General features: G+C 33.7%; 17 protein-coding genes. 11 read left to right on the forward strand and 6 right to left on the reverse strand.

The genetic code is table 11. The features are described 5' to 3' along the window. Window positions 1–23: 23 nt before the first annotated feature. Window positions 24–791, reverse strand: a complete 768-nt coding sequence (hisF, locus tag GM3708_RS00295; protein WP_066342861.1) for an imidazole glycerol phosphate synthase subunit HisF — start codon at window positions 789–791, stop codon at window positions 24–26. 71 nt (window positions 792–862) lie between these two features. Between hisF and cbiD the strand changes: the two genes are divergently transcribed. Then, window positions 863–1,963 carry a cobalt-precorrin-5B (C(1))-methyltransferase CbiD gene (gene cbiD, locus GM3708_RS00300; protein ID WP_066342863.1) on the forward strand — a complete coding sequence of 367 codons (1,101 nt, stop codon included), beginning with the start codon at window positions 863–865 and terminating at the stop codon, window positions 1,961–1,963. Between the two features lie 266 nt (window positions 1,964–2,229). On the opposite strand, the gene GM3708_RS00305 is transcribed toward cbiD, so the two are convergent. The 4 genes from GM3708_RS00305 to bioB form a co-directional block, all read right to left on the reverse strand. Further along, window positions 2,230–3,168, reverse strand: a complete 939-nt coding sequence (locus GM3708_RS00305) for a glycosyltransferase family 2 protein (protein ID WP_066342865.1) — start codon at window positions 3,166–3,168, stop codon at window positions 2,230–2,232. Between the two features lie 48 nt (window positions 3,169–3,216). Next, complete coding sequence (lspA, locus tag GM3708_RS00310; protein ID WP_066342867.1) at window positions 3,217–3,681, reverse strand: signal peptidase II; 465 nt, start codon at window positions 3,679–3,681, stop codon at window positions 3,217–3,219. Between the two features lie 198 nt (window positions 3,682–3,879). Next, entirely contained in the window at window positions 3,880–4,503 is a 624-nt protein-coding gene (locus tag GM3708_RS00315) for a biotin transporter BioY (RefSeq protein ID WP_071827546.1), read from the reverse strand. Window positions 4,504–4,528: 25 nt separating this feature from the next. Next, the gene (gene bioB, locus GM3708_RS00320) at window positions 4,529–5,575 is read right to left on the reverse strand and encodes a biotin synthase BioB (RefSeq protein WP_396229674.1); all 1,047 of its coding nucleotides are present in this window, start codon (window positions 5,573–5,575) and stop codon (window positions 4,529–4,531) included. Between the two features lie 318 nt (window positions 5,576–5,893). Between bioB and pilM the strand changes: the two genes are divergently transcribed. From pilM to GM3708_RS00350, 6 genes are all read left to right on the forward strand, one after another. Further along, window positions 5,894–7,006: a type IV pilus assembly protein PilM gene (gene pilM, locus GM3708_RS00325; protein WP_066342875.1), complete on the forward strand. Its 1,113-nt coding sequence runs from the start codon at window positions 5,894–5,896 to the stop codon at window positions 7,004–7,006. 2 nt (window positions 7,007–7,008) lie between these two features. Beyond that, entirely contained in the window at window positions 7,009–7,839 is an 831-nt protein-coding gene (locus GM3708_RS00330; RefSeq protein ID WP_066342877.1) for a PilN domain-containing protein, read from the forward strand. After that, on the forward strand, window positions 7,836–8,615 hold the full coding sequence (locus GM3708_RS00335) for a type II and III secretion system protein (RefSeq protein ID WP_066342879.1): 780 nt from the start codon (window positions 7,836–7,838) through the stop codon (window positions 8,613–8,615). Before GM3708_RS00330 ends, GM3708_RS00335 begins: the two co-directional genes overlap by 4 nt. 163 nt (window positions 8,616–8,778) lie before the next feature. Beyond that, on the forward strand, window positions 8,779–10,980 hold the full coding sequence (locus GM3708_RS00340) for a secretin and TonB N-terminal domain-containing protein (protein WP_066342881.1): 2,202 nt from the start codon (window positions 8,779–8,781) through the stop codon (window positions 10,978–10,980). A gap of 137 nt (window positions 10,981–11,117) precedes the next feature. After that, window positions 11,118–11,828 (forward strand): rubrerythrin family protein, encoded by a 711-nt coding sequence (locus GM3708_RS19710; protein ID WP_066342887.1) that lies wholly within the window; start codon window positions 11,118–11,120, stop codon window positions 11,826–11,828. A gap of 232 nt (window positions 11,829–12,060) precedes the next feature. Further along, window positions 12,061–13,356 carry a glutamate-5-semialdehyde dehydrogenase gene (locus tag GM3708_RS00350; RefSeq protein WP_173645028.1) on the forward strand — a complete coding sequence of 432 codons (1,296 nt, stop codon included), beginning with the start codon at window positions 12,061–12,063 and terminating at the stop codon, window positions 13,354–13,356. Between the two features lie 35 nt (window positions 13,357–13,391). Here the strand turns inward: GM3708_RS00350 and GM3708_RS00355 are convergent, their stop codons facing one another. Continuing rightward, the gene (locus GM3708_RS00355; protein WP_066342892.1) at window positions 13,392–14,045 is read right to left on the reverse strand and encodes a beta-carotene isomerase domain-containing protein; all 654 of its coding nucleotides are present in this window, start codon (window positions 14,043–14,045) and stop codon (window positions 13,392–13,394) included. A gap of 117 nt (window positions 14,046–14,162) precedes the next feature. Here GM3708_RS00355 and sppA point away from each other — a divergent pair, with 117 nt between their 5' ends. From sppA to ctaD, 4 genes are all read left to right on the forward strand, one after another. Further along, window positions 14,163–14,984: a signal peptide peptidase SppA gene (sppA, locus tag GM3708_RS00360; protein ID WP_066342894.1), complete on the forward strand. Its 822-nt coding sequence runs from the start codon at window positions 14,163–14,165 to the stop codon at window positions 14,982–14,984. A gap of 45 nt (window positions 14,985–15,029) precedes the next feature. Next, window positions 15,030–15,416 (forward strand): chorismate mutase, encoded by a 387-nt coding sequence (aroH, locus tag GM3708_RS00365; protein ID WP_396229675.1) that lies wholly within the window; start codon window positions 15,030–15,032, stop codon window positions 15,414–15,416. Window positions 15,417–15,648: 232 nt separating this feature from the next. Then, entirely contained in the window at window positions 15,649–16,599 is a 951-nt protein-coding gene (locus GM3708_RS00370) for a cytochrome c oxidase subunit II (protein ID WP_066342895.1), read from the forward strand. Window positions 16,600–16,753: 154 nt separating this feature from the next. Further along, complete coding sequence (gene ctaD, locus GM3708_RS00375; RefSeq protein WP_066342897.1) at window positions 16,754–18,406, forward strand: cytochrome c oxidase subunit I; 1,653 nt, start codon at window positions 16,754–16,756, stop codon at window positions 18,404–18,406. Window positions 18,407–18,439: the final 33 nt, after the last annotated feature.

Genomic DNA, 18,439 nt, shown 5'->3' on the forward strand with positions numbered 1-18,439 from the left:
AATGATTTGTGTTGATGGTAAAACTATTGTCTCACGTTTACCTTATGTTGATGTAGGTAATCTTTGATTTGGGCAACTGTTAATTGTCCAAAATGTAATAATGAGGCTAATAGTGCCGCTTGAGCTTTTCCTTCTGTTAACGCCTGATAAATATGATGAGTATTTCCTGCACCGCCAGAAGCAATAACGGGAATTTCTACAGTTTCAGCGATGGTGCGAGTTAATTCTAAATCATATCCTGCTTGAGTTCCATCGGCATCCATACTGGTGATCAATAATTCTCCTGCACCTCTTTTGGCAACTTCCTCCGCCCATTTTAAAGCATCTAAACCTGTATTTTCTCTACCCCCTCTAACATAGACATCCCAACCTTGATTATTTGGATTATTTCTTCTTCTGGCATCAATAGCTACTACTATACACTGAGAACCAAAACGATCACTAGATTGATTGATAAAATCAGGATTTTTCACCGCCGTAGAGTTAATACTAATTTTATCAGCTCCTGCTCTTAACAAATTCTTAACATGATCTAAGGTTTGAATCCCACCACCTACGGTTAAGGGTATAAAAACTTGTTCAGCTGTGCGATAAACTACGTCAATAATAGTGTCTCTAGCTTCATGGGTAGCAGTAATATCTAAAAATACTAATTCATCAGCACCTGCATCATTATAAACTTTTGCCAATTCAACAGGATCACCAGCATCTTTTAAATCCACAAAATTGATCCCTTTCACGACTCTTCCTGCATTAACATCTAAACAGGGTAAAATTCTTTTGGCTAACATTTTTTTTGGTTATTTGGTCTTAATAATTTTATCATAAAAATATAAAATTCTAATATTATTTAAGTAAATTTATGCTCAATTCAGGTTATACATTACCGGTATTTGCTACTGCTTCAGCCATCGCTGCTTTACAATACTTACAAAAAACTTATCAAAATAATCAAGTGGAAATTAACTTGATTAAACCAGCAGAAATTGCGACTATTAAGATTGAACAAGTAGCAAAAATAAGTGAAAATCAAGCCTTAGCTATAACTAGGTCAGATCCGGGTGATAATTTAGATTTAACCCGTGATACTCCTATTTGGGCGATGGTAACTTTAACACCAAATAATAAAACTAATTTAATTATTGAAGGAGGTGAGGGAGTCGGAAAAATTGTTAATTTAGATGGAAAATCAGCTATTTATTCTTATGCTCAAAAACTATTAGAAAAAAATTTATTAGACAATTTAAAAATCACCGCAAATGTTGAAATTAAAATTATTTTACCTGAAGGGAAAAAACTTGCTCAAAGAACTTCTAACTCTGCTTTTGGGGTCATAGAAGGTTTATCATTATTAGGTACAACGGGAATTTCTCAACCATTAACCAGTAAAGAACAATTAGAATTATATCAACAAGAATTATTTAATAAAGCAAAAATTTTTGATGATTTAGTATTTTGTATTGGTGAAAATGGATTGGATTTAGCAACTAAATTAGGTTTTAATTCTCAACAATTAATTAAAACTGCTAATTGGTTAGGCTCAATGTTGGTTACAGCTTCTTTAGCTAAAGTAAATTCTATTATATTACTTGGATACCATGGTAAATTAATTAAATTAGCAGGAAATATTTTTCATACTCATCATTATTTAGCCGATGCAAGATTAGAAATCTTAACAGCAATTTCTGCTAATTTAAATTTACCTTTTAATATTATTAAAGAAATATTTATTGCAGAAACAACTGAATCTGCTCTAGAAATTTTAAGGAATTTTGATCAAAAAAATAATAGTAACTTTACTAATGAAATTTATGAATTTATAGTAAATAGAATAGAAAATAATGCTCAAGAATATATTAAAAAACATTCTGATCATTTCGTTAAAATTGGTGCTATTTTATTTGAGAGAAATCGCAGTATAATTGCTATAGGTAATAATGGTAAATTAATGATTAAGAGTTAATAATTTGCTATCTATATAGGAATCCTAAATAAATTGTAGTAAACATAATTTCATCGCAACACAAAATATCAGAAATAGTTCCCTATTTTCTATTTTTTAAAATATATTTTTTTGTTGACTTTTTGTTTTTTTATTCTGCAACTCACAATTTGTTTAATCTTATTAATTTTGAAAAATACAATCTTGTTTGAAGGATGGAAGTGATTGTACTTTTGTTTTGATGGGTTACAATAAATTTATTCTTCAACAGAATTATTGAGGTAATTTTATTTAAAAATATCTCTTATTCGATAAATAGGGCGTTTTTGAGATTCATGATAAGTGCGCATTAACAATTCCGCTAGTAAGCCAAAGGAAAATAATTGCACTCCTGTTAAAATTAATAAAACACATAATATCAGTAAAGGTCGATCACCGATACTTCTATTTAAACCAAGTTTTATAAAAGTAAGATAAACTCCGATAAAAACTCCCAAAATAAGAGAGATTAAGCCAAAAAAGCCAAAAACGTGCATGGGGCGAGTCAGAAACTTTTTCATAAAAAATACTGTTAATAAGTCCATTATTACTCGAAAAGTTCGTCCTAAACCGTATTTACTTTTACCAAAACGCCTTGGATGATGATTAACAGGAATCTCCGTAATTTTTGCTCCTTCAATATAAGCTAAAGCTGGTAAAAAACGATGTAATTCACCATATAAATTAAGATCCGCAATTAATTCCGAGCGATATGCTTTAAGTGAGCATCCATAATCATTTAATTTTACTCCTGTGATTTTACCGATAATGATATTGGCAATTTTGGATGGTAAAAGACGAGTTAAAGTATCATCTTGACGATTTTTTCGCCAACCACTAACTAAATCATAACCTTCTTCTAACTTGTTCAATAATAAGGGTATATCGGCAGGATCATTTTGTAAATCTCCGTCAAGAGTAATAATAACTTTTCCCATCGCATTTTCAAAACCCGCTGCCATTGCTGGAGTTTGCCCATAATTTCGCCGTAAAATTACTGCTTTAACATAGAGATTTTTTTGTACAATTTCTTTTAATACATCAGTAGATTTATCTTGAGAGCCATCATCAACACAAATAATTTCATAATTTAATTCAGTGTTTTTTAAACTATTAGTAATAGCATCAATTAAAAGAGGTATATTTTCGGCTTCATTATAAATAGGAATAACGAGAGATAAATCCATAATAAGAATTAACAATTGATGATTGATATTGTAATAAAAATAATAAGACTAATTACTTGCTTTTATAGTGGCATAAATTAAAAAAATTATTCCTATATTAATACACATATCAGCAATATTAAAAACAGGAAAATTGATTAAACGAAAGTCGAGAAAGTCAACGACATAACCGAACAAAAATCTATCAATTCCATTACCTAAAGCACCAGCTAAAATAAAACCATAGGCTAATTGTTCGACTTTTGATAACTTTTCTCGCCACGCAAAAATTATTAATCCAATGCTTACCAATAAAGATAACCATCTTAACCAACTTGCACCGCCTTGAAAGAAACTAAATGCCGCACCAGTATTTTGCACATAGGTTAAGTGAAAAATGCCTTGCCATAAAGGAAAAGTATCACCAATATTTTTAAAATTGATAACGACTAAATATTTAGTAATTTGATCTAAAATTAGAGCAATTATTGCTACTATCCAAAAGTAATAATTTTTCCCATAAGTTTTTATCATTTTTAAAATATCGTCAAAAATAAATTTTATAATTTAATAAATTTTATATAACAGTTCATAACAAATAGATTATTAATTAAATGTTAAGCAGATGATTATAAATGTAAAGTTTTTAAGTTTTTTTAAGCATTTCAGCTAAGATAGAATACTGATTTGTTGACAGGTAATTACTAACGGTTGATAGCTATTTTTCATTAGTTAATAAAAGAGTATAATTCTAAGAATAAAAGCCACTACCGACACGGCACAAATTAGTGCTAACTGTGCTGGAAAAGGAGTAATAGAATACCAATTAATAGCATCCCATAAATAAGTATCACTTAAAACATTACCAAAGAAAGGCGTGATAAAAGTATAAAGAAGAAGATAAATAATACCGCAAATATGAATTACTAATAAACCTAAAAAAGCACTCATGGCAAATAATTCTAAGCGCCGTTTCCCCGGCAACACTAAAAATCCGCATAACCATGCACCGGGGATAAAGCCTAAAATATAACCAAAGCTAGGATACTGAAAATACTCAACACTACCTCCTTGATAGAAAATAGGCAACTTAAATAAACCTAAAATAACATAAGCAATTTGTGCGTAGGCGGCAGCATTTTTTCCCCCTACTAATCCTGTAAAAAATACCCCAGCTAATTGATAGGTGATACCAAGAGAAGAAGGCTTTAAATTTTCTAAATCATTAGCTGTGATTGGTAAAACCATAAAAACTTCAACGAAAGTGCCAAAAATGGTGAGCATTAAGCCAATTAATGCCCAAAAAAATTCATTGATAGGTGATATTTTCTGTGGTAGTAAGCTTTTGTTTTTCACAGTCTGGATTAGTTTTAAGAAAAAATTAATTATTAATAGGTGTTTCTCCACCTTCTAAGCCTAATTCAGCTAACATAGCGTGATCATCTTCAGGAGATTGCCCTAAAGTAGTAAGATAATTCCCAATTAACATAGCATTTATGCCGGATTTTAAACCTTGACGTTGCCACTCTCCTAATACTGCTTCTCTGCCTCCTGCATAACGTAATATTTGTGTTGGTAAAACGAAACGGAAAATAGCGATGACTTTTACTGCTTCTAAAGGGGTTAATTTTCTTTCTTCACCCAGAGGAGTGCCTTCTCTAGGATTAAGTAAATTAATCGGCACAGACTCCACTTCTAATTCTCTTAGAGATAGTGCTAAATCGATTCTATCAGCCCATGTTTCTCCCATGCCCATGATACCACCTGTACAGGCTTGAATACCAGCTTTTTTTAGGTTTTTAACAGTATTTACTCTATCATTCCACGTATGAGTCGTCACGATTTTATCATAAAAATTACTAGAAGATTCCAAGTTATGATTATAACGGGTAACACCAGCTTCTTTTAAGGCTTGAGCTTGTTCGAGAGTAACTTCACCTAAAGCACAACAAGGTTTAACATTAGTTTCGGCGATAATTTGCTTAACTGTCTCTAAAACTTCTTCAAATTCATTACTTTTAGGACTATTATATTTTATCCCTCGTCCTTGAGATACTAAACAAAATCTTTTTGCCCCAGCCGCATCTGCCGCTTTGGCATATTCTAAAATTTCTTCTCTGGATTTCAAACCATAAACAGGGGAGTCTTTGCCTTGATGATGTACTGATTGGGAACAAAAACTACAATTTTCTGAACAATTACCTGATTTGATGTTAACAATACTACATAAATCTACAATATTTCCACAACGAGCCTGACGAATACTATCAGCGTATTCGCATAATAACAATATATTTTCTTCCCCTTCTATTTGCGTTAAATTTAAAGCTTCTTCTCGACTGATTTTATAACCATTAATGATTTGATTGCTTAACTGCTTCAACCATTGATTTAATGTTATCTCTTGGATTATTTCTTGTTGATTAATCGTATTTACCACCAATATTTTTCCTCTTTCTCATGCTATAGATTATGCCACCGCTAATTATATAGTAATCCTATGACCAGAAGTTAGTTTTATTGCTATTAAAGTTATGAAATCCCATGAAACCTTTAATGATTACCGAAATGGTATTAAATATTTTTCCATAACTTCTTAACAATGATTTAAACTAAATGATATTAGATTATAGTGTTTTTATCCTTTCAAAACCGAAATCATCATCGGTCAAATTGGGTAGGATATGATTAGTTTACAAAATCTTTATCTTGTATCCGTAAATATACGGAAAAGGAGTTAAGAACAATGCTAAGTTTTTTAGAAAATTTGATAGGAGGAAAAAGTAGTGGCGTTGGGATTGAAATAAATCCTGATAAAATTACTTTAGCTCAATTGACGAAAAAAGGGCAACAATATAAACTTTTAAAATATCATTCTATTGATGTTCCTGAAGATATATTCGAGGAAGGACAAATTGTTGATTCTCCCGGATTAGCGGAATTAATTGATCAATTATTAAAAGAAGCAAAAATTAAACCTAAACAAGTAGCTACCGCAGTGCCAATGAAAGAATCCATTATTCGGATTATTCCTATTCCTGCGGAGTTAAATGATCAAGAATTACGAGATATGGTGTTAAATCACGAAGCTAGTCTTTATCTTCCCTATCCTAGAGAAGAAGTAGATCTCGATTTTCAAAAATTAGGTTATTTTGTAGATGATGACGGTATTGAAAAAGTACAGGTTTTATTAGTCGCCACCCGTAGAGAAGTAACTGATTTATACTTAGAAACTTTTCAACAGGCAGGATTAAAAGTTAATGTACTGGAAATTAACAGTTTCGCTTTAATGAGAACAATCAAAGAACAATTAAAGCAGTTTTCTCCCAGTGAAGCGGTAGTATTAGTTGATATTGAATTTGATACTACGGAAATTGCTATTATCGTTGAAGGTGTCCCTCAATTTTCTCGTACTATTCCCATTGGTACTTATCAGATGCAAACGGCTTTAGCCCAATCTATGAATTTACCAAATTCTAAGAATACGGAATTATTACAAGAAATTACTATTCCTAACAATCCTGAACAAACTACCACAAACACTACCAGTAGTCAGACATGGATTAATCCGGGTATGGATTCACTTTTAAGAGTTTTAGGGGAATTAGTCGATGAATTACGCAGATCGATCAATTTCTATTTAAACCAAAGTGGTGATGTTGAAGTAGTACAGTTGCTTTTAGCTGGACCTGGTTCAGGTTTAACACAAATTGATGAATTTTTTACCAAAAAATTGAGTCTTCCAGCCATGCAAGTTGATCCTGTAGCCGCTTTATCTCTAACATTAAAAGATGAATTATCCGTCATGCAACGGGCAGGATTAGGTACAGTAATTGGTTTAGGCATGAGGATGAGTTAGCTATGTACAACATTGATATTAATTTTTTAAAAGATCGTAAGTTAGATACCTCTAGTGCTACTACGACATTTAAGAAAAAAACCGCTAAACCCATGGGTGAGAAACTACCTACTCTCATCGGAGCGGGGGTTGCTGTCGCTTTTATTGCAGCGGTAGGAGGCTCTTTATTATTCTTAAATAATCAGAAAACTAGCACTAATAGTACGATCGCCCAGCTAGATCAAGAAATTCAGCGTTTACAAGGGCAAAATTCTCAAATAAAGCAAATAGAAACGGAAATCGAAGCTATTAATCGAGAAATCGGGATTCTTGTTAGTGTGTTTAACCAAATTAAACCGTGGTCATCTATGCTAACAGAAATTGGTACTGTTACTCCACCAAATGTTCAAATACAAGGAATTACTCAGGCAGAGAATCAAACTTTAACTATTAATGGTTTTGCTAAATCCTATGATGACGTTAATGATTTTTTATTAACTCTCAAGAATTCAGCGTTTCTAAATGGTGAAGCTACTAATTTAACGACTACTAGTATTGGACCTAATCCCGGGAGTGTTGCTACCAGTCGAGCACAAATACTAGGGCAGGAAACTACTGGTGGAGCAACAAATGATGGAGTCGAAATAACTCTACCTCCTGTAGTTTTATATACAATCACCACCGAGATTACTGATAAACCTGCCGAAGAGTTATTAAATCAACTAAGCCGTAGAGGTGCAATTGGTTTAGTATCAAGAATAACTAATCTTCAAAGAAAAGGAGCTTTAAAATTACAAGAAGTAGCGGCTACCGCACAACCAGAAAAACCAGCAGAAGGAGAAGCTAAACAATGACAACATCTTTCAATACTTCCGATGAATTTGATCCCCAAGATGAAGACTTTGGTGAGGGGGGAGATTTTCCCGTTGCCTTTGGCATAACATTTACACCACAAGTAACAGGCATTGCCATCGGTGTTGGTGGTTTTTTAATTGCCGGTTATTTATTTTGGAGTCAAGTTCTCCCAGTATGGAATGAATTATCGGAACTTAACAAACAAAAACAAGAAAAACAATCTCAGTTAGAACAGCTTAATTCTAGCAAACTAGATTTAGTAATCGCTAAAAAACAAAACGAATTAACAGAAGCAAAAGATCTGAAGGAAGATGTATTAAAACTTTTTGCTACAGATCAGACCCTAGATACTCTATTGTTAGATGTAAATAGCTTTACTAACTTTAGCAATATCAAAATGAACACTTTTGTGCCTACTCTTGAGCGACAAACCGTTGCTGATGAGTCTTTTGGTAGTTTAGCTACTAATAATTTACAAGTTAAATCCTATAGTATTGATTTAGAAGGTAGTTTTAATCAGTTACAACTTTTTCTACAAGATTTGGAAAGATTACAACCTCTATTGGTCGTAAAAAATCTTAACACTTCCACTATTAACCCACCGCAATATTTATTAGAAAATAATCAATTAATAACTATTGAACAACCAAAATTAAAAACAACTATTACTTTACAAGCTGTATTTCCTCAAATACAACCACCAGCACCAGCACCAGAGGGTGAAAAACCTCCCGAAGGGCAAAAACCTCCCGAAGGGGAAGCACCAGCTAAGTAAGGCTAGAAAACCAAAAGACTGAGAAATTTGTTGATTTATCGTTAATCAAGATAATATTCAGCTAAGATTGATCCTCTCTTAATAATTAGTTTTTTACCTTTAAAATAATTTCGTAATTCTATTTTTATCCTTTAAAATTTAATCGTGTGTAGGAGTTAAATTTATGAACAAGTTTTCTGTTAATCAAATCAGATTTTTAAGCAGTACTGCCGTTATTCTTCTCGGTTGGCAGTCTTTAGCCTTAGCTAATCCTAGTTTAAATAAAAAACTGAAAATCAAAAATATTCCCAATTCCATCGCCCAATCTTTTCCCCAAAATCAAGATGTATTAATACCGAATCCTTCCATTAAAATTGATGGAAAACCTGTTGATATGTCTCAACCAACACCACCTCCATTCTTACCAAGAGCAGTTGCCCCTCCAGTAGGGGATATGTCAGTGTCGAATGTGAATACCAGTTCACCTACGATTAATTTGGGTACAAATATTACAGTGCCTCGTTTAGTTTTAAGAGATGCACCTACTACTGAAGTACTAGCATTACTTAGTCGTGCGGCTGGATTTAATATTATTTTTACAGATAAGAGTAATGAAGGAAATACTAACACCGTCTCCTTAGATTTAGAAAATGAGCCTGTACAAGATGTTTTTAATAGTGTATTGATGATTTCTGGTTTAAAGGCTAGTCTTCAAGGTAAAACTATTTTTGTAGGCAGTAAATTACCGCCAACGGTAAAAAATGCGATTACTCGCAGTATTCGTTTAAATCAATATAGTGCCATCGGTGCTGCTAGTTTCCTCAACAGTCAAGGTGCTCAAGGGAATATTGTTGAAATCAAAGAAGAAACAAAAGATAATAAAACTACCCGAACTTTTGAAGTTAAAAAATTAGAAAGTGCAGAAAAAGATAACGAGTATTTAGTATTAAAAGGTTTAACAGTCCATGCAGATCCGATAAATGATACTGTTACCTTAGTTGGTGAACCGAATTTAGTACAGACAGCGACTTCTTTTCTAACTCAATTAGATGTTCGTCGTCGTCAAGTAGCTGTAAACGTAAAAGTTGTTGACGTAACATTAGATCAACAAGATAGTTTTGGTTCTAGTTTCTCCTTTGGCATTGATAATACTGGAGTCGTCCAAGATGGTGGTGTTGGGGTTATTAACTTTGGCACGAATAATCAAAATGTTGATCCTCAACAATGGCGAACTAGCGGCATTGAGGGTCCACTAACAAGTGAAGGTTATGTGGATAATGAATTAGTAGATCCTTATAATCAACAAATAACTATCACTGAAGGATTTACTAATAATTTAGCAAATAACCTCGCTAATAGTTTAGCCAATACTTTAAATCAATCAAGTAATAGTAACTTGACCGATAATTTGAATCGTAACTTTACCGATACTATTAACCGAACTTTGAGTCAATTTGGCAATACGTCAAATTTTAGTAGAAATCAAGTGGAAACTTTAAGTAGAGCCTTAACAGAAAATTTAACTAATTCTGTGGCAAATACTTTAAACCAATCAGAAACCAGTGGTTTAACTCGAAATATTACAGATAGCGTTGCTCGTACCGTATCAAGAACATTACAAGGATTACCATTAGCTTCTCCCAATTCAGGACAAATTAGCCCCTTCGGTACAAACGCAGATCCGAATAATCCCGGAACTGCTGCTAATATTCGCCCAGGCCGTAATTTTAACGTCCCTCAAGCCTTTTTAGCCCAAATCAGAGCTAATGTTACTTCTGGAAATGCAAAAATCCTCACAGATCCGACTCTTGTAGTACAAGAAGGTCAGGTTGGTACGGTAGAATTAGTAGAAAATGTTGTAACAAGTGTTAATACATCTATCGATCAATTAAGCGGTGTCAGAACGACAACTCCTGTAATTGAACCTGCTGGATTGACTCTAAATGTAGCTATTCAAAAAATTGATGATAATGGTTTTATTAATTTACAAGTAAATCCTGCTATTAGTGCACCTGGTACGCCTCAAATTTTCCGTAGTGGCGTTGGTGCTGATAACGTTATTACCCCTTTAGTTGAAAGAAAAGTATCTTCTGGCTTAATTCGTTTACGGGATGGACAAACTTTGATTTTATCGGGAATTATCTCTGATGGTGAAAGAACACAAATTTCTAAAGTGCCCATTTTAGGTGATTTACCCATTATTGGTAGTTTATTCAGATCAACATTTAAAGATAAAGCTCGTTCTGAAGTAATTGTTATGCTTACACCGCAAGTGATTGATGATTCTGAAGGCTCTAGCGGTTTTGGTTATAATTATACTCCTTCCCGTGAAACTGGTAAATATCTCCGAGATCGTGGCTTAAATGTACCTACTGCACCTTATTAATAGATCGATAAATCTAAAATTATCATGATTAATTACTTTGATTGATTAAGTTCTAAGATAATCAATAGGGTATGAATATTCAAAATTATTCTTAATATCCCACGAGTAACCAGATATTTTGTTTCAAGGAGTCAAAAATGGATTTATCAAATAAAAACACTGTAAAAAATTTGGAAGCCGCTTTTGGTGGTGAATCAATGGCAAATCGTAAGTATTTATTTTTTGCTGAAGTAGCGAAAGAACTTGGATTTAAAGATTTGTCTAAATTATTTAAAGAAACAGCGAATCAAGAAACAGAACACGCTTTTGCTCATTTTCGTCTGATTCATCCTGAATTAGTAGTAACCGATGCTAGTAAATTAAGTGACGAGGAAAAAAAACAAATTGTTTCTCGTTGTTTAGAATTAGCTATTGAGGGAGAAACTTATGAATATACAACTATGTATCCTGAATTTACTGCTCAAGCCCAAGCAGATAGGGATGACAAAGCAGAAGCTGAATTTCAAGAACAAGAAACAGAATCGAAACAACACGCTGCTATTTTTCGTAAGGCGGCTCAAAACTTTGGCTTTCTTACCAGTATTGAAAATCATCATGCCAATGAATATAATGAAGCTCTGAAGGCTTTAGATGGTAAAGACGGCACTCCTAAAGCTGTTAGTGATGATCCAAATACCCGTAAATGGATTTGTCGTCAATGCTCGATGATTTATGATCCTGTAATCGGAGATCCAGATTCTGGAATTGTTGCTGGTACTATCTTTGAAGATATACCTGAGGATTGGCATTGTCCTATTTGTGGTGCTCACAAAAAACTTTTTGTTCCTTATCAAGAAGCAATCGTATAAGCTCAGATGCATCTAAGTTTACAGGTGATGGTATGTAATCGGCATTCTTGTAATAAATGGGAAAGAATTATTAAAATTTTTTACTAATTTTAAAAGATGTCAGTTAAATGCGTTTTAGTTGAGTACTATTTGACTTATCAATACTTTGCTAATGGTTAATATATATCAAACTTAAATAAATCTTGACCATAGTTACAGATTTATGGAGATAATTGTTGATTATTGATTATTAATTATTGATTACTCTATGTCTGATTTATTAACCATTGCTAAACAAACTCAAGTGGCTGCCCGTGAGTTAGCAATATTGCCAGAGACATCTCGAAATGAAGCTCTAACAGCCATCGCTTCTGCCCTTGAAAAACATCAAAATAAGATTATTGAAGCCAATCAAGCTGATTGTAATGCCTCTGAAGGGGTAATTTCTAGTGCTTTATATGCTCGTTTAAAGTTAAGTGCATCAAAGCTAAAAGATGCGATCGCAGGAGTCAAGGATGTTGGAAATTTACCGGATCCCATTGGCATGGTATCTTTAAAAAGAGAGTTAGATGAGGAATTAATATTACATCGAATCAGTTGTCCTTTAGGAGTTTTAGGCGTAATCTTTGAAGCACGTCCTGATGCTCTAATTCAAATCACCAGTTTAGCGATTAAATCGGGTAATGGTGTTATTTTAAAAGCAGGTAAAGAAGCCTTACAAACTTGTACAACTTTAGTTAAAATTATTCAAGAAACCCTCAAGGAAACTCAAGTTAATCCCAACGCCATTCAACTGTTAACTACCAGAGAAGAAATTAAAGAATTATTGGCGTTAGATGAGTATGTGGATTTAATTATACCCCGTGGCTCAAACGAATTTGTTCGTTATGTTCAAGAAAATACCAAAATTCCTGTTTTAGGGCATGCAGATGGGATTTGTCATTTATTTATTGATTCTGAAGCTGATTTATCCCAAGCTATTAATATCACTGTTGATGCAAAAACCCATTATCCTGCGGCTTGTAATGCTATTGAGACTTTATTAATTCATCGTGAAATTGCATCTCAATTTTTGCCTCCTATTGCAGAAGCTTTAATCGAAAAAGGAGTTGAATTAAGGGGAGATAAAGACAGCCAAAAAATCATTAACTGTCAAAATGCCACGGAAGAAGATTGGCAAACTGAATATAGTGATTTAATTTTAGCAATCAAAATTGTGGATGATTTATCTAGTGCGATCGCACATATTAATCGCTATGGTTCAAAACATACTGATGCCATCGTCACCAAGAATAAAAATAATGCTGAAATTTTTATGAATCAAGTAGATTCTGCGGGGGTGTATCATAATTGTTCTACCCGTTTTGCTGATGGTTTTCGTTATGGTTTTGGTGCAGAAGTAGGTATTAGTACTCAAAAAATGCCCCCCAGGGGACCTGTTGGTTTAGAAGGACTTGTAACTTACAAATATAAATTAATAGGAAATGGACAAATTGCAGCTAGTTATACAGGGGAGAATCCTAAAGATTTTATTCATCGAGATTTGTAGATAAGTAATAAGTGATAAGTAATAATAGTTAAAAATTAATCATAAATTTTCGGGCAAGGTTGGAGAGAATTAACCGCAGTAGGGCAATAAGTTTGTAAGCAAGGATGCCTACTAGCTTCTTCCGTTTCTAAAGGGGGTGGATTTTGCCCGAAAACCATCTCACAACTTAAATCTTCAAAATTAGGTGTCATAGTTAAGGGAATACCAAAAGATTCTGTAAAAAATTTTTGAGTTGGCATTTTACACATATTAATACACATTCCCACACAACCACTTTCTTCAAGATAACGGCATTTTTTGATTTTGACACCACTTTTTTGCCTAATAATTTGCTTATTTATGTTTATAATTTCTACTTCTTGAATTTCTGATTTGCCGACTAACCATTCAAATAAAACTGTAGCAAACCAAGCATTAGATTCACATATCCATTTTGTGGGGGAAAATAAAGTGCGAATCAAATATAAAGCAGGAGAAGGCACTAAAGATTTTAACACTACCTCAACTAATTCTTGTTGTTGTTGAGCTGTGCGCCCTTTCATAATCTGTTGAGATAAATCAACAAAACCATCATAACCTTTATATTTGGGTCTTTTTTTGACGGCTTGAGCCATTTTTCGAGAAAATAAACTAATAAATATTTGATCGATTAAATTATCTTTATATTGAGTTTTTTCGGTAATATTCATAGGTTAATAGTTAATAATGGGAATAATTAGTCATTGTTGCTAATTGTTCAATGCTATAATGTTATGCTGATTTAATATAAAAATTAGCATCATTATTCTAATCTATAAATATATCTAATGATTTGGCCTTTTAAACCTTCAACGACGAAACAAATTGCTCGAATTGAAATTAATGGTGCGATCGCATCACAAACTCGTGAACATGTATTAGAGGCTTTAGAAGTAGTCGAAGAAAAAAAATTCCCTGCTTTATTATTACGGATTGACTCTCCCGGAGGTACAGTTGCTGATTCCCAAGAAATTTATTCGGCTTTGAGAAAGTTAGGAGAAAAAATCAAAATAGTGGCTAGTTTTGGAAATATATCTGCTTCTGGGGGAGTTTATATTGGAGTTGGGGCAAACCATATTGTTTCTAATCCCGGTACTATCACAGGTAGCGTTGGGGTTATTATTAGAGGAAATAACTTACAAAAATTGTTAGATAAAGTGGGAGTTTCTTTTAAAGTAATTAAATCAGGACCTTATAAAGATATTTTATCATTTGATCGAGATTTAACGAATGAAGAAGAAAGTATTTTACAGCAATTGATTGATAGTACTTATCAACAATTTGTGGAAACTGTAGCTGAAGGAAGGAAACTAAGTATTGAAACGGTTAAAAGTTTTGCAGATGGACGTATTTTTAGTGGTCAACAAGCCTTAAAATTAGGATTAGTTGATCGTTTAGGTAGTGAAAAAGATGCGTTTCGTTGGGCTTGTGAATTAGTTAAACTTGATCCTGATAAAACAGAATGTCAAACTATAGAGCAACCAAAATCTTTTGTAAATCGTTTTCTAAATAACCGTAGTCAGGTAAAATCAGGGTTAGGATCTAGCATTAATTGGTTAGAATTTGAATTGGCTACCAGTGGTCAACCTTTATGGTTATATCGTCCTTAATTTATGATGGAAAATTTGCAATTTACTGGGGAGATGAGTAAAAATTTGACAACAAAAGTACGGGCAATTCGAGGTGCAATTACCGCCGCAGAGAATACTAAAGAAGCGATGAGAGATGCGGTTACTGAGTTGTTGACTGATATAGAAACTCGTAACCAATTAGATTATGAAGAAGTTGTTAGCGTCATTTTTACCGTTACCTCTGATTTAGATGCAGTTTTTCCAGCTGCCATCGCCAGAGAAAATCCCCAGTGGACAAGTGTACCATTGTTAGACATACAACAAATGCAGGTAAAAGGCAGTTTAGAAAAATGTATTCGAGTTTTAATTTACGTCAATAGCCATAAACCGCAAACAGAAATGTATCATTCTTATTTAAGAAAAGCGGAAAAACTTCGCCCAGACTTAAGTTTAACTTCTGGATTGCGGTAAATAAAGAACTAATAACTGACAAGAAATAGAATATAGGTAATAATAAAATATTTTCTTTTAGAAGTTTCCTAATTCCTGAGAAGAAGTCTAAAATCCTTACTTATTCATCATTACTTATTTTAATACCTGACATCAAATTATCATCAATTCCTTAAAAGATTGCAACATCAAGGAAAATATATCTTATCCTAAAAGAGAGAAGTTTAATTATCTATCGATAGGATTAGTAACAGTGAATATTCCGGGTAATATTATCACACTGATAGCAGGTATTTTACTAACCCTGATCAGTTTGTGGTATGGACAAAATCATGGTTTAATGCCAGTGGAAGCCTCTCAAGGTGCGGCGGAAGTCGATGAGTTATTTAACTTGATGATGACGATCGCCACTGGATTATTCTTAATTGTAGAAGGAGTTTTAGTCTATTGTTTGATTAAATTTAGACGGAAAAAAGGTGATAAAACAGATGGTCCTGGCATCGAAGGTAATGTACCTTTAGAGATAGTTTGGACTGCTATTCCCACAGTTATTGTTTTTATTTTGGCACTTTATAGCTTTGAAGTTTATAACAATATGGGCGGTTTAGATCCTGAAACTTCCAGAGATTTTCCTCAAGGGGAAATGCAAATGGCTGAAAATCAAGGAAAAATGGTTGCTTTTAATCCTCATCAAGGACATTTATCTTTGGGTATCGGTAATGCTAAAGCCGATTTAGAAGTTGATGTTAATGGTATTCAATACGCATGGATTTTTACCTATCCTGATTCAGGAGTTGTCTCTGGTGAACTTCATGTACCTGTAAATAAACAAGTAAAGCTCAACATGAAGGCAGGAGATGTCATTCATGCTTTTTGGGTACCTCAGCTTAGGTTAAAACAAGATGTATTACCGGGTAGGGATTCTAATTTAGCTTTTAATTCCAATCGTATTGGAGATTATCCTATCGTCTGTGCCGAACTATGTGGAGCTTATCATGGTGGTATGAAAACCGTTCTTCATGTAGAAAGTGAAGAAGATTATCAAAAATGGATACAAGAAAACACCTTTGCCAATGCCCAAGAAAAAGCAGATACGATGGCATTGATGACTCAACCCATAACCCAAGAATCTCGCTTAGAAATGCACTCCCATCACTTAGGAGTCCATCCTGAAATCTTAGCACAATTACATGATCATGATTAAGATATAAAGAGAAAAATAGATGATTTTTGTTAAATTGATAGAGAATCATCTATTATTCTTGAGATCTTTCCACATTTAGGCGAGACAAACTTTCACACCTAAAATCAACATTAGAAAATTATTTCTCACAGCAATATATTCTTTTCAATTACCTATGAGTACAACCACTGTTTCGGAAAAACCTCAACATAAAGAGAGGAAACTAATTGATTACTTTACCTTTAACACAGATCATAAAGTGATTGGTATTCAGTATTTAGTCACATCATTTCTCTTTTATTTTATCGGTGGTGCATTTGCGGAAATAGTTCGCACAGAATTAGCAACCCCTGATCCTGATATTGTCTCCCCTGAGTTGTATAATCAACTTTTTACCCTTCATGGTACAATCATGATCTTTTTATGGATTGTACCAGCGGGGGCTGCATTTGCTAATTATCTTATACCTTTAATGATTGGGGCTGAAGATATGGCTTTTCCTCGTTTAAATGCGATTGCTTTTTGGTTAGTACCTCCTGGAGGAGTGCTATTATTAAGTAGTTTTCTCGTGGGAGCTCCTCAATCAGGTTGGACATCTTACCCTCCTCTGAGTTTAATGAGTGGTAAATGGGGTGAAGAAATTTGGATTGTTAGCGTATTATTATTGGGGACATCTTCTATTTTAGGAGGTATCAACTTTGCAACTACCATCCTTAAAATGCGTATTAAAGATATGGATTTGCATAGTATGCCTTTATTTTGTTGGGCGATGTTAGCAACTTCTGCGTTAATTCTCCTTTCAACTCCTGTTTTAGCAGGGGCGTTAATTTTGCTTTCCTTCGACTTAATTGCTGGTACAAGTTTCTTTAATCCTACGGGTGGTGGTGATCCTGTCGTTTATCAACATCTATTTTGGTTTTATTCCCATCCTGCCGTATATATTATGATTCTGCCGTTTTTTGGGGTAGTTTCTGAAGTAATTCCTGTACATTCTCGTAAGCCTATATTTGGTTATCGTGCCATCGCTTATTCGAGTTTAGCCATTAGCTTTTTAGGATTGATTGTCTGGGCACATCATATGTTTACCAGTGGTACTCCCGGATGGTTACGGATGTTCTTCATGGCAACTACGATGTTAATTGCTGTACCAACAGGTATTAAAATTTTTAGTTGGTGTGCGACAATGTGGGGTGGCAAAATTGAGCTAAATAGCCCTATGTTATTTGCAATGGGTTTTGTGTCATCTTTCCTCATTGGTGGCTTAACAGGAGTCATGGTGGCTTCTGTGCCGTTTGATATTCATGTTCATGATACTTATTTTATTGTAGGACATTTTCACTATGTACTATTTGGGGGATCAGCACTAGCTCTGTTTTCGGGCTTTTATCACTGGTTTCCAAAAATGACAGGGAAAAACTATAACGAAGGTTTAGGGCAGTTACATTTTATCTTAACCTTTATCGGTTTAAATATAACCTTTATGCCTATGCACCAATTAGGCTTAATGGGCATGAATCGCCGTATTGCTTTGTATGATGTGGAATTTCAACCATTGAATTTACTTAGTACTGCGGGAGCTTACATTATGGCTGTTTCAACTATTCCTTTCATTATCAATGTAATTTGGAGTTTAGCTAAAGGCACACAAGCGGAGCGTAATCCTTGGAGAGCGTTAACCATTGAATGGCAAACTGCTTCACCACCTATTATCGAAAACTTTGAAGAAGAACCAATTTTATGGAGTGGTCCTTATGACTATGGTATTGACGATGAAGAGGAAGAAGAAGAGAGTGTCTCTGATATGTTAGCGGATGTCAGTGCTAAGTAGTTTATAGTTTAGTAAACTAAATTAATTATAGAT

Origin of the sequence: Geminocystis sp. NIES-3708, from assembly GCF_001548095.1 — a bacterium.
In the GTDB taxonomy this organism is placed as follows: Bacteria; Cyanobacteriota; Cyanobacteriia; order Cyanobacteriales; family Cyanobacteriaceae; genus Geminocystis.

Excerpts from the sequence above, each read along its gene's own strand:
- hisF (WP_066342861.1), bottom strand. The coding sequence starts at position 791 with ATGTTAGCCAAAAGAATTTTACCCTGTTTAGATGTTAATGCAGGAAGA.
- cbiD (WP_066342863.1), top strand. The coding sequence starts at position 863 with ATGCTCAATTCAGGTTATACATTACCGGTATTTGCTACTGCTTCAGCC.
- GM3708_RS00305 (WP_066342865.1), bottom strand. The coding sequence starts at position 3,168 with ATGGATTTATCTCTCGTTATTCCTATTTATAATGAAGCCGAAAATATA.
- lspA (WP_066342867.1), bottom strand. The coding sequence starts at position 3,681 with ATGATAAAAACTTATGGGAAAAATTATTACTTTTGGATAGTAGCAATA.
- pilM (WP_066342875.1), top strand. The coding sequence starts at position 5,894 with ATGCTAAGTTTTTTAGAAAATTTGATAGGAGGAAAAAGTAGTGGCGTT.
- GM3708_RS00330 (WP_066342877.1), top strand. The coding sequence starts at position 7,009 with ATGTACAACATTGATATTAATTTTTTAAAAGATCGTAAGTTAGATACC.
- GM3708_RS00335 (WP_066342879.1), top strand. The coding sequence starts at position 7,836 with ATGACAACATCTTTCAATACTTCCGATGAATTTGATCCCCAAGATGAA.
- GM3708_RS00340 (WP_066342881.1), top strand. The coding sequence starts at position 8,779 with ATGAACAAGTTTTCTGTTAATCAAATCAGATTTTTAAGCAGTACTGCC.
- GM3708_RS19710 (WP_066342887.1), top strand. The coding sequence starts at position 11,118 with ATGGATTTATCAAATAAAAACACTGTAAAAAATTTGGAAGCCGCTTTT.
- GM3708_RS00355 (WP_066342892.1), bottom strand. The coding sequence starts at position 14,045 with ATGAATATTACCGAAAAAACTCAATATAAAGATAATTTAATCGATCAA.
- sppA (WP_066342894.1), top strand. The coding sequence starts at position 14,163 with ATGATTTGGCCTTTTAAACCTTCAACGACGAAACAAATTGCTCGAATT.
- ctaD (WP_066342897.1), top strand. The coding sequence starts at position 16,754 with ATGAGTACAACCACTGTTTCGGAAAAACCTCAACATAAAGAGAGGAAA.